Below are 12,353 nucleotides of genomic sequence, written 5' to 3'. Positions count from 1 at the left end.
CTCAGTCCAAATAATTCTCAAGGGTAGGAGTATGAAATCAGATCCATTAGAGCTATGTCATCAAGAGTTTAAAAACAATTCCGTGAGGTTTTTGTTAGCAATCGCAATTGAGCCAGGATATTTTCAAAGCTTTGAAGAGATAGTGCAGGCTGTCTCGCTTGAAAGCGCTATCCCATACAAAGATTTAGCATTTTATGAAAAGGACTTTCTTCGTAGCTGGGATGAGGTTTATGAAAAGGCTTGTGCTGAGGCTGACCGACGAAAAAATGGGGAAAGTCCTAACTTGAACTGGTTTGATAAACTTGGCTGAAGCCAAAATATTTCTCGGAGTGCTTTAAATCCTTGGACAGGAAATCAATCATGATTATTGATACATTAATTTTAGTAGTTTTAAGTATCAAGTGACGAAAAGGGAATTATGACCAAAAACAGCATTGAATACTACACTTTGCAACCGAACCAATTACATTTTTGCACTTCCCATAAAAATTGGTTTCGCGGGGGGATGCTTTTTTTATTGGAAGGTGGAAAAAAAAGTTTATGCTCTAAATGCTTTGAAACAACTCATGCAAATTTATTTCAATCATTGCAAATGGATAAATGACAAAAAGGGAATTACAAATTTTGATTTATGACACAATTTGACACAGAAGAATTTGAGACATTAAAACGTAAAATCAGAGGGGATTGGATCGCTAGAATTCAAATGGAGCTAGTAAAACGCGATGCTAACGGTCTTCTAGTAGACATAGACAACCACCACAATTTTCTTGGGATGACACCTGATAAAGCCGCTGAGTTAGCTATCAAGCTTTACTCACCACTCAGTAGTTCCGATTATGGAATTTTCGCTAGTGGCAAATTCTTAGAGTAAATCCTGGAATAGCAACGTTTAGTAGTCGCCGTGAGACAAAATGGAGAATTTTGACTATGTGCTTAGACGATGCAAAGAAAATTGATATTGACGCAGCATTAGCTAAAATAAAATACTATTTAGATACTTTTGGAGAGCATATAAGTTGCCTTGATTATTCGATTGAGTGTTTGGAACATTTAAAAGAGGAGCTACCAGAAGGCGATGCTGAATCAATCAATGCTTATTTGTATGGCGCTTTGTCTCGAATGCAACAGACAAAATCAGAACTAAGTAAAGATATTAAATTGATTAAAGGATATTTATCTTATTTTGTTGAATCATCTGAGGAAATATTTACCCAACCAAAATAATAAAAATGTTTAATTACAGTGAGTATGTGAAATTTCGTAATTCTAGCCCTGTTGGTAAAAATTATGATGCAGCAGAGTTAGCAAATCGTCTAAAACCTTTGTATATTGAGGGCTGGAACTCTAAAAAGATAGCTGAAAAAACAGGAATATCTTCTATAGCATCCATCCACAAAGCTTCTCTTGGACAAGTGTTGACTAAAAATGAATTTATTGATGGTCAATGGATAAAAGTCATAGACGACGAAAATTTGTCTAAGCTAGTGAATTTTTTAAATACCTCGTACTCAACCGATTCCTTTTCCCAAAACCACATAGTACACTCCTAACTATGTTGAACTCCATTTGTAGTAGATTAATCGTAATCCAATAACTGGTAATTAAATCGCTACGCATTTTGAGAAGAATTGGAAATGCCAAGAAAATCACAGCAACGTTATCCAGAAAACTGGTCAGAGATCGCTTTATTAGTGAAACAATCTGTGGACTGGCGATGTTCTAAATGTCAGTTACAATGTATTCGTCCCGGTGATGATACGTCCGAACTTTCCCGTTCTCTTAGAACAGCGCTAACATTAACAGTGCATCATTTTAATTTCTTGCCAGAGGATAATCGTCGAGAAAACTTAAGTGCGTTATGCACAGCTTGTCACCTTAGTTTTCATAACCGACGCAGGGGAAATGTATCGCCAGGAGGGGTTTTTGGGATAAACCCTCGAAAAGGGGGATTATGAAAAGTGAGTTTTGACGCTATCACCCTATAACTCTTGCCAGATAAGATTCTTGGCTAAACCCCGTCTCAGAAAGTGTACAATTTGAGACAAGTCTGAATTATGTCTTTTTACATGTCTCAAAATACCATTATTAGATCGTCTAAGAAATAGTGATACTCTTCACCCTGACTAGCTTTCACCGTTCGCGTACTAATCAAAAGAGTGAAGTACCATTCAACAACAAATTCTAGAATCCCCCTTTTCGGGGGTTAATGCAAAAAACCCCAATAAGCAGTGGGCAATGCTTCCAAATCCTTCTGGATAAATGCCTGTGACTACGATTTCAACTGTCTTGGTGACAATGGAACGGGTTACAGGGTGAAGATGTTCAAAGGTGTGAGTCCCTTCAACTCTGCGCTTAATCTCAGTCGCCCAGCGTTCTGGGTTGTGATTGCTCAAACTAATCGAAAGTTTGACCCCTGAAGGAATATTAAGAACTGCTAAGTCTGCAAGAATGCTTTCTAGTGCCAGTTCTGCTTTTTTAGCTTTGTCCTCGTGTAGCAGGGTGTGGTCACTTTGGGCTAGAGCCGCACTGCCCCAAAAGAATTGAACGTCTTTTAAGTCAAGCCGCGTTCCTTGTACATAACGCACCCATGCCCCATCTTTTGAGATGGTTTCGTGGTGCATGATGTTTCGGTTGCGAACTAGTGAGTATGCGGCTGGCATCATGATCGAAAAATCACCGATGATTGCCTTCCCATACCCTGCTCCTGAGTCTTTCCCAGCGATGAGGTCAGTTAGCCCGGATTTGGCTAACAAGTCCGCTTGAACTAGCCAGTTTTTGGCATTGGTGTATGTCGTTGTCATGGTTCAAAATTTTTTGAAAGTCTTGAATGGCGAGGATTTGTCAGGATTTTTAGGCAAATCTAGACAAATCCAGATATCCAGTTAGGGGTTAGCCATAGCATCACTTTCTGGCTTCTATTGCCTTTGTTTTGTGGCTGTTTTTGGCTGACAACTTTAAAGTAGCATTTTCTCAGAGAATTATCAGCATAAATAGAAGAATTAATTTACTTTTCTCAAAAAAAAATCAGACAGATTGTAGCTAAGTATCTGAGAATTAGCTACTGTCTTGACTGAGGTACACAATTTAAAGTTAAAAAATGCCAGCAGGTAAAAGACCACGAGTAATGTTTGTCACGAGCGAGCATGTAAAACAAGCGCTAGAGCGATGGGCAGAGGATGAGGATAAAACTGTTAGCAGCTTATTGGACGAACTTATAAAAGAAGTCTTAGTACAAAAGGGGTATCTAGAACCTCCAAAAAAGTTATTGAGCCAGAGTCCTCACAAAAATTAACAGAAGAAATCTCTTCATGCGTATCACACAGGAATTCGCCTGAATGTTATACTAATGAGCAAGAAGCGTATAACACAGCTAGCAAAACAGAGCTTATTATGAGCATTCCAATAGTTACCAGTCGCCAAGAAGGTGCAGCAGAGGTCAGGGTTTTCATGCTGGAAGATGAACGAGAGCAACTCAAGGAGGCTTGCACAAGTATGAAAACGAATATGAGCCACATTTTAAGAGTGCTAGCACTGCAATGGTTAACCGAACAGCACCAAACACCGCACGAATAGTATTAAAGGAAAACATGGTTCAAGATATATGTTCTCGATTAGAAAAAACTGAAACGGTGCTAGTTCATCTAGCACCGTTGATAAAATGGCTTATTCAACTGCTTAAGCACACTGCTTCAAGAGTTAACTGTCTATTGAAAGGGTGGATAGCGCAAGTGGATTTGTTTTTCAGGCAAATGCCTGAGTATTTGCAAGCCTGCAAAACAAAACAGATTAGCCTGTTTTGATACTGTCAAGCAGCTTTTCATGCTAACCTTACCAAAGTAAGTCTGCAAATCAGACTGAAATGAATCAATACAAAAAGGAGGCGGCAACGACACTAGCAGTATATTCGGATAGTCAAAATGGTAAGGGGAGTCGTTAGATAACAGTATTGATGTCCAAGACTTTGGCGGGTCAGACAGACACCAAATTGTTTGAAGAACTAACGAGGCCTCACGACTCGACCCCTGTTCGCAATCTTAGCATACAGGGTCGGTGTTTTATGCCTTTTTTTGGACAAATTGCAAAAAAGGCATCTGGCGCTACAATTTATCCCGACTCTAGATTTAAAGCGGAATGTTAGCAAGAGCTACTTAGATGCAAATAATTTAGACATAAATTTTACAGCTAGATGCCTCATATATGAGGATAGCATCGTGAATATTTTGTTTTTTCAGTTAAAAGCTGTTTTATTTTGCCTTGAGCTAAAGCGTAGGGCTGATTTCTGCATTTTTGACTATTCATAAACTAATTCCAAAGATTACACCAGCCGCTTGGTCAGCTTTGGAAGCAAGTAAAAAATAAGAAATCGGCTAGCTGCCCATACGCAAGACATACGCCTAGCAATTAGGCTACTAACCGTTTATATAACAATCTCAGTTTAACAATGTTTGCGTAGTTGAGGTAAAGTTAGCACAGCTTTAATCAGGTGACATCAACCCTATAAAACTAATCATGAGAGTTTCATGCTCTTAATTTCAGGTCTTTTAGTCAAGACGATTGGTTTCTTGTAAATCTGAAATTTTTTCTTTACTGAGTAGAGATAAAGTGGTTAGCCATTGGCAACACTTGATATCAGCACTGCTACTTTAGCCATTAACAGTGGGTAGCTCCGATGAATACAACCATTATCGGAGGTTATCAAAATGGCACAAACCAATGTAATTAGCATCAATGAAGCTAATGGAAACGACCAGCTAACTCAAAGCCATTGGCAAGAATGGGTTGTTGGTTCAGGTGTTGACCCAAAGTTAACAGCTTTGAATGTCCGTTCTCTATCGGGGACATCAATATATGAATATCTATTATGCGCCCTACCTCAAACTGCCAGACGTAACGATGGGCGACTGCGTGATGGGTACTTGAAACGATATGCCCACGCGGAAGCAGGTGCATGGTGGGTTAGCGGACTTGACCCGCTTAATGATTGGTTGCCGATGGACTGGGGACGGATGAAACCAGATTACCCCCGCCTGGAATGGGATAAGACTACACAGCAGCAAACTCAAAAGCCAGTCAAGTACGAATCACCACCCAAAACTCCCAACCGAGTTACCTACTTGAGAATGCCCCTACATTTATGGCGGTTGGTATCACTCCGGTATAACGTGCCGATGCCAGAACATATTACTGTTACCGACCAGGGAGAGGCGTTAGGTTTTTGGGCTTGGGTAATGGCACATCCCGAAATCCCTGTAATCCTTACGGAGGGCGAGAAGAAGGCAGGTTGTCTCCTCACACTGGGATTTGTAGCGATCGCACTGCCTGGAATCTGGAATGGCCGAGTGGGCAAGGAGGATTTAGAACGACTGCACCCTGATTTAGTCCCAATGACTCAAAAAGCAAGGGAGCAGGGGAGCAGGGAAGAAACTTGCAGTAAGTCTTCCCGTGAAGCATCTTTCCCCTCTGCCCCTCTGCCCCTCTGCCCCCCTGCCTCTTCTCAAAAGGGGCGTAAATTTGTTGTTCTGTTCGACTACGAAAGCAAACCCAAAACCAAACAGCAGATTTTTCAAGCCACACGCCGCACAGCTTCTGCAATTGTAGAACTTTGTTGCCAATGTGAAGTAGCGCTGCTGCCAGGGCCAGAGAAAGGAATTGACGATTGGGTTGTAGCTTTGGGGAAAAAGGCTGATATTGCCGTCACCACAATGATTGCTGATGCCTTGAGAATCAGCGAGTACAAGCAAAGATTTTTCATTAACCGAGCCAGGGGACTCCATAAGTCCAAGCCCAATGTGACAGTTAATACCCGCTATCTCTCACTTGCAATACACTCCCTACCTCAATCGGGGTTAGTTGGTTTGGTTTCCGATATGGGAACAGGAAAGACTGAAATTTTGGCAGTTCTCAGAAGAGAGAACCCAAACTTGAGCTTTTTGAACAATGGGCATCGGGTTACTTTGCTCAAGAATCTCAGCGATCGCTTACAAACAGCAATGTACTCCGCGATTTCTTGCGGGGATTGGGGTCAGGTAAAAGCTCTCAGCATTACCGTGGATTCTCTGTATAAAATGGCAAATGATTTACAGGCTTACGATATTCTATTTATTGATGAAGCCTGCCAGTATCTCGCTCACTTGCTCAAGTCCAAAACCTGCAAAGAACATCGGGGGGCTATCCTGGAAGTATTGGAATACTTGGTTTACAACGCCAAGCTGGTTGTTTTAGCTGATGCTCACTTGGATGATTTGACCATTGAGTTTTTCATGAATTTGCGACCGACTGGCGAAAAACCCTACATCATCAAAAACCTGTATCGCTCAGGTGGTCGTCAAGTTCATTGGTACGAGGGGAGAAACAGCAGCGCAATCGTTGCTGAGTTTCACGCTCAACTGATGTTGGGCAAAAAACTGATGATGGTCAGTGACAGTAAGCGCTTCATCAAAAAGTTAGAACGAGCGCTGAATGACGGGACATCGATGGATACGCCTGATGATACACCGGAATCAGCCGAAGACCGACAGCTACGGGTGTGGGCTATTCACTCGGAAAATAGCGGCTCTGAAGAGAATGTCATCTTTATCCGAGAGATTAACATTGCCATTAAGGATCTTGACGCTTTTTTAATTACTCCCAGTCTCAGTTCAGGGGTTGACATTTCCAGCTATCATTTTGATGCCGTGTTTGGCGTGTTTCATGCTGTCTCGCAGTCGGCTACAGAATGCGCCCAGCAGTTATGGCGGTATCGTCCAAATGTCCCCATGTATGTTTGGGTGGCTCCGCGTCCCCCCTTTGGTTACGCCGAAACCAATGCCCGACGCATCAAGGAAAGGATTCTTCAAACGAATGAAATGACCGCGTTTCTGATTCGCATTAACCGCGAGACAGGAAAACGTGGGGCTGAGAAGGATTGGGCATTAGATGCTAGTTGTCAGATTGAGGGGCAACGGAATTGGTCGATTAATAATTTACGGGCTGATTTGCGATCGCTCCTAGAAGAAATGGGCAATACTATTGCGCCTGTGGGTGATGCAACCGATGAGGGGGCTTCCCGGTGGATGAAGGCTGCGGGGATTGCCATCGATGAAGAGTATTACCGCAAAGTTGCCAACGCCAAAGATATTGATAGAAGGACTTATGCGGCTAGGCAGCACCAAGACTATCTCAAACCAGAATCCGTTTTGGAATGTGAGAAGTTCCGCATACAGGATACTTACGGGATGAGCGTAACTCCTGAACTGGTTGAGCAAGATGACGGGGGACGCTTAATTAAAAAGATTGTCGCACTGGAGGCAATTTTAGCCCCAAGCGGAGAGACAATTACCGATGACCTTGGGCGGGAGTTTGTGACACCGCCGAATATTGTGGTGGAGAGGGACAAAACGGAGCGCGATCGCTTGAGCATCTGCACCGACTGGAGTAACCATTCTACGTCCTGGCTTATGCGTCATCGGCTGGGATTGAGGGCAGTGTTGATGGATCTCATGTCTGGGGTTGAGATTAAAGGGGACGAAGCGATGATTCAGGTTTTGGCCCAGTTCTCAAAACGCAATGCCTCTCACGTTAAAGGCATTCTCAATCTGACCATTCCCCTTGATGAATCTCCTGTATGGATTTTGGGCCAGTATCTTTCTCAACTCGCACTGTCCACTGAATCACGGCGACCGCTTGAAGATGGGAAACGGGTTAGGTACTATCGGCTGAATACTGAGGATGTCGAGTTCGCCCAACAGGTATTGGAGTATCGTCAACGGCAACGGGAGGAGAGGGAACGCAAACGCCAAGAGTCACTTGAGCGAGATGCGGCTTACGCAGCTAGAATGCAGATGCAATATGGGATTAACCCGCCGTCCACACCCCCCATTAATGAAGATGGAAGTAATAATCGGGGGGGTATGGACACAGATGAAGCAGACAGTATTTCTTGGTGGGAACGGGTCAAATATTATGCTCAGTTGGCGATTGAGCGGGTTGAATATGGGGTGGAGTCAGTTAAAGAATTACTCAGTACACTAACGATTGATGAGCGGTGGGGCGTGATCTTCAAGTTTGAGGATATTGACCCGAACAAGTTTGCTCAACTGGTGGCAGATGCCCCCGATTGGGTGGAATGGATGGCGTAAATCATCCCCTGATTGAGTTGAATAGAATATAAGTAGGTGGACAAAAATATTTACTGGAGTTGTGAGCGTAATTAAATGAAGCGTACCCCCTGAAGGGGATCTTGCTACGCGCAGCGTCAGAAGAGAAGCAAGGAGAAAGGCTTCTCTTTGCTTCATTTGGCAACTTTTGGAGACGCTACTGTGCGTTCGCGATAGCGTCTGCTTTGGCTTTACGCTTCATTCGCAATGACATTGTGTAATTAATTCTGCCCAATTACTTATCGAATGAACTGTCAGGCTTTTGGTGCATTAGACATACACCAATGCCAAAAGGGGAAAACTGTACGTCCTTGGCTGAAGCTTTGTCCAGCAAGCATCTTAGCTACTGATTTTTGATGCTTATGCTATCTTCAGTACAGATCAGCGCTTAACGTTCGTCCTTCTTCATTAGCAAGAGTTTCAGTTCTCTTTACGTTTTTTAACATAGTTTGGTTGATGACAACCGAGTTGCTTAATTCTTAAAAAGTTACGAAATTGGCTCCTACAATCTCGTAGTCTTAGGAATGAAATGAATTTCAGGAGGACGCTAATGACAAACAGTAAAATCCGAAAGATTTTACAACATACTTACCAGCTTGGTAGAGCGGTGAGTACACTATTCATCCTCACAACTTTTGTCAGCCCAGTGACTGCACAATCGCTCAGTCCAGATAAGCCAGCACCATTACATTCTGGAGTCAATTCCAGTGTAGCAGACAGTTTTGTTGGCCCCCATTTCTACTACTTTCTAGCCGGCCCAGGAAAAGTGGATATTCACATCAAGTTCACATCTATGGGGTTGTTAGGTAACGCCAATACAGCCACAATTGGAATTGATTTATATGATGAAAGACAAACTTGGAAAATTCATAAGGATTTAACTTCAAATGGTACAACTGCACAATTAACTTTCCCTGGTGATTTAAAGCAAAAAACTAAAGTGATTATGCGTATTCAGCCACCTCCGAGTGGTTTAATTAGAACTGGGGGTAACTATGAAGTGCAACTTCTAGGTGCTGTTGAGTATGACAGCAATACAGCATCTGGGCAGCAAGACCAGATAGTGAAGACTTACCAAATCATGTCATGTATTCAAGACGTTTATGAGTGCGGTGTTGCAAAGTTCTATCCTGATGGAACTTTGAAAATTTCTGATGGTCACACGGGGACATGGAAACTTTTTGATTCCGAAGCAAATATTTATGTTTTAAATATTAGCGGTCACAATTTGAGTGTAAAATTGATGCCAGGAAGAGGCTTAGTTGAGCCGAATAATGTGAATTCCATTCTTTTCCAAGAAGTTAGGTAATGTAGTTCTGGTATTGTTGATAAAAAAGCATTGAGCCAAAGTTTCGCATCTCTCTTGTCAGGAGTAGGCTTGCAGAAATTTCAAAACGTACCTTTTTCTGAAACGGTACATCCTGAAGTTGTTTCTACTTGTGTATTTGTTCGGCTGGCGTGAAAGGAGGAGTATCTTTGCTATCAAGTATCAAGGGAAACATTTTGATGAAGGTAGTGAGAGCAATTATTGCAACGCTAGTATTAGGAGTAATATTAGGAAGTCCTAGAGCCGACGCGAAAAATTCCCCAACAACAAGAGAGTTAATTTTACTTTTAGCACAAGTCAATGCACCCGATGTTGAATTCAACATCAACCGAGGTCTTACCCGTCTTCATTCAGGAGACATGAAAGGCGCAATCGAAGATTTTAACCAGTCTTTACGTATTAACCCTAATTATGCTGATGCCTATTATAACCGAGGTCTTGCCCGCGCTAATTCAGGAGATCAGCATTTAGCAATTGCCGATTTGCAAAAAGCATCTGACCTGTTTAAACAACTTGGAAACACAAGCTCTTACCAAGCAGTTCTGGACAAAATTAAACAAATAAACTCTGCCACTCCCCAGCCTGACCACCTTCACTAACCTCGCTTTGTGCAATTTTGTAGAGAGACGAATTATTGGTTAAAAATATCGTCAAATAACTTTCGCTGTTTGCTGACCATAAATACCTTTGGTTCATCATCAATTTCATTTTTTTCTTGACTGCCACATATCGTCATTCTTTTTGACTGCCACAAATGGCGTTACCGTGCCAATTTGGGAAAATTGTACGCTAAGGGATTGATGCTAACCTCAACGCTATGAAAATCAGTTGTTTTGAGCAAATGGCATACCTGTATTTATCACTTTTAACTCGAATTAGTCTTGGAAGATGGTGCAGAGTAGTAACAATACTCTGCACCATCAAAAAAAATTAACGCCCCAAATCTAGACAGACAAAGACTTTCAGCCTTAGCGTACAATTTTCCCGTTTTGGCACGGTGATGCCGAGCATGTCGATCATTTCATTGCCCGCACTGCCGAGCTTCGTGGAGGGACTGTAGATGCAATGGCAGGCTATCGGAACCTGATGGTCAGTGACGTGGTTGATGGCGCACGCAGTTTTAATGTGAATGACTGGTCAACGCGCCAAGTTTACATTGCACTGGGTAACTTTATGACCAGTGCCGCGAGTGCCGCGTTACTCGGTGTTGACACCTGCCCAATGGAAGGAATTGAACCTGTCAAATACGATAATTTGTTGGGGCTGACTGCCAAAGGCTTTATGACAGTCGTAGCTTGTGCGGCTGGCTATCGCTCTGAAGAAGACAAGTATGCTTCACTGGCAAAAGTAAGGTTCCTCAAGTCAGAAGTCTTAGAAATCTTATAGAACCCATTTAATATCTTTCTTCATCTGAAGTGTCGGGGCTTGTTGGGTGTAAGCCTTGGGTGAAGTAGGGGGAAGTGTGATTTTACCCCCTGCATGACCAAATTTTGAACCATAACGTGACCAGATCAGCGCTTAACGTTTGTCCATCTTGGAAGTAAAGGTAAAGATTATTACCTTCTTGTGGGTGTATACTTTCCATAAAATAGCTAGCTATATTAATTTTTCAAGAATTAATTAATAACCCATGATAGAAACCATCAATCATTCTCAAGAAACGGCAATTCTGGAGAGCTTTCTAGAATTGGTGAAATCTCCTTATGGAGATTTCGCTGCCATTGGTAAGCTTTCCCATTTTCTCAATGATCCAGATACGCTCCAAAAAATTGTGGCATTTCTAAGCCTGACCCCCCAAGGCAAACAAGCTTTTGTAGACCGCCCCTTGCTGGGAAAAATCGATTTACAGCAATTGCATCAATTACCGAACCATACACTGGGCTATCTGTATGCGGATCACATGATTAGAAAAGGATTAACTCCACCACCTGTCAAGGAAATTGCAAACGATCCGTTTATGTTTTTGGGTGTTCACATTGGTGAAACTCATGACATCTGGCACGTGGTTACAGGGTGTGATACTGATAAACCTGGTGAGGTGAAACTAGAAGCTTTTTATACCGCACAATTGGTTCCAGACCGTTTATTTCTAGCCCTGATTGCTAAGAATTTGCTCAAAACCGCAATGTACGAAGTCGGACTCTGTGAGCAGATTATGGATGGGTTGACGCAAGGCTTCCTGATGGGAAAACGGGCAAAACCTCTGTTTGGCATCGAATGGAACAGATTATGGGAAACACCCTTACAAGACGTGCAGACATCTTTGAATATTGCACCGATTTAAGTGCTTACGCAGTTCTTCTCGAAAAGAAAAAGCGTCAGGATTAATTGATAATAATTGGCAATAACTTCAGAGTGGCGCGACTATCAACGGAATCATAGGCATCTTGGCGTAGTAGACTGTCCATAAATAATATGTGTGGTAAATTCATAACTTGTTTACATTATTTTTCTTAAGCACCTGGGTATCTCAAGCGTGAAGATACCCTTTTATCTATTTAGGTAAATACTCGCCTAATTGATTTTTAAAAGCATTCAATTTTGACTTAGATTCAATTTTTTTCTTAAAAAAGACTATGAACTCTACAACGAACTACAACCGCGCGATCAAAAAAACCATTCTACAAAGTTACAGGACTGCTCAATGAGTCAGGGAAACTAATAAAGCCTCTGGAATACGTGGTGAGGCGATGAGGAGAACTTAAAGATAAGTGAAAGGCAGGTAATCCCACCTGATAAAAATGAATAAACCTCTGGTAGGTAATAGTTGCATATCAGATTGACGAAGAGATGACAAAATCATGACGAAAGTGTGACGAGATTCATGAGGCTGTGAAACACGAAAAGTAACAAATTATTGACTTGTTGTATATAAAATTAATAACATT

Annotated in this window: 13 protein-coding genes; 12 read left to right on the top strand and 1 reads right to left on the bottom strand. The window is 42.0% G+C overall.

Annotated elements, in window-relative coordinates:
• Window positions 1–31: 31 nt before the first annotated feature.
• From CDG79_RS24160 to CDG79_RS24135, 5 genes are all read left to right on the top strand, one after another.
• On the top strand, window positions 32–310 hold the full coding sequence (locus CDG79_RS24160) for a hypothetical protein (RefSeq protein WP_094344413.1): 279 nt from the start codon (window positions 32–34) through the stop codon (window positions 308–310).
• 321 nt (window positions 311–631) lie between these two features.
• Window positions 632–874, top strand: coding sequence for a hypothetical protein (locus CDG79_RS24150; protein ID WP_094344393.1), 243 nt, complete (start codon window positions 632–634; stop codon window positions 872–874).
• 56 nt (window positions 875–930) lie between these two features.
• Entirely contained in the window at window positions 931–1,227 is a 297-nt protein-coding gene (locus tag CDG79_RS24145) for a hypothetical protein (protein WP_094344392.1), read from the top strand.
• 5 nt (window positions 1,228–1,232) lie between these two features.
• Entirely contained in the window at window positions 1,233–1,553 is a 321-nt protein-coding gene (locus tag CDG79_RS24140) for a hypothetical protein (protein WP_094344391.1), read from the top strand.
• 84 nt (window positions 1,554–1,637) lie between these two features.
• The gene (locus CDG79_RS24135; protein ID WP_094344390.1) at window positions 1,638–1,958 is read left to right on the top strand and encodes an HNH endonuclease; all 321 of its coding nucleotides are present in this window, start codon (window positions 1,638–1,640) and stop codon (window positions 1,956–1,958) included.
• A gap of 213 nt (window positions 1,959–2,171) precedes the next feature.
• Here CDG79_RS24135 and CDG79_RS24130 read toward each other — a convergent pair whose 3' ends face one another.
• Entirely contained in the window at window positions 2,172–2,804 is a 633-nt protein-coding gene (locus CDG79_RS24130) for a hypothetical protein (RefSeq protein WP_223278298.1), read from the bottom strand.
• Between the two features lie 296 nt (window positions 2,805–3,100).
• On the opposite strand from CDG79_RS24130, the gene CDG79_RS24125 reads away from it, so the two are divergent.
• The 7 genes from CDG79_RS24125 to CDG79_RS24090 all read left to right on the top strand — a co-directional run bounded on the left by CDG79_RS24125 (window position 3,101) and on the right by CDG79_RS24090 (window position 11,749).
• Complete coding sequence (locus tag CDG79_RS24125) at window positions 3,101–3,295, top strand: ribbon-helix-helix domain-containing protein (RefSeq protein ID WP_094344389.1); 195 nt, start codon at window positions 3,101–3,103, stop codon at window positions 3,293–3,295.
• 98 nt (window positions 3,296–3,393) lie between these two features.
• A complete protein-coding gene (locus CDG79_RS24120; RefSeq protein WP_094344388.1) occupies window positions 3,394–3,576 on the top strand; it encodes a hypothetical protein in 183 nt (60 codons plus the stop codon).
• Between the two features lie 1,127 nt (window positions 3,577–4,703).
• The gene (locus CDG79_RS24110) at window positions 4,704–8,120 is read left to right on the top strand and encodes a plasmid replication protein, CyRepA1 family (protein ID WP_223278297.1); all 3,417 of its coding nucleotides are present in this window, start codon (window positions 4,704–4,706) and stop codon (window positions 8,118–8,120) included.
• 568 nt (window positions 8,121–8,688) lie between these two features.
• Entirely contained in the window at window positions 8,689–9,447 is a 759-nt protein-coding gene (locus CDG79_RS24105) for a hypothetical protein (RefSeq protein WP_094344386.1), read from the top strand.
• Between the two features lie 197 nt (window positions 9,448–9,644).
• Window positions 9,645–10,064, top strand: coding sequence for a tetratricopeptide repeat protein (locus CDG79_RS24100; protein WP_094344385.1), 420 nt, complete (start codon window positions 9,645–9,647; stop codon window positions 10,062–10,064).
• 466 nt (window positions 10,065–10,530) lie between these two features.
• Window positions 10,531–10,851, top strand: a complete 321-nt coding sequence (locus CDG79_RS24095) for a nitroreductase family protein (RefSeq protein ID WP_094344384.1) — start codon at window positions 10,531–10,533, stop codon at window positions 10,849–10,851.
• A 244-nt stretch (window positions 10,852–11,095) separates the two neighbouring features.
• The gene (locus CDG79_RS24090; protein WP_094344383.1) at window positions 11,096–11,749 is read left to right on the top strand and encodes a Coq4 family protein; all 654 of its coding nucleotides are present in this window, start codon (window positions 11,096–11,098) and stop codon (window positions 11,747–11,749) included.
• The last annotated feature ends 604 nt before the right edge of the window (window positions 11,750–12,353 follow it).

This window comes from Nostoc sp. 'Peltigera membranacea cyanobiont' 232, assembly GCF_002245985.1.
Lineage (GTDB): Bacteria > Cyanobacteriota > Cyanobacteriia > Cyanobacteriales > Nostocaceae > Nostoc.
The sequence above is the reverse complement of the archived record's forward strand: the minus strand, read 5'-3'. Positions and strand labels throughout refer to the sequence as shown.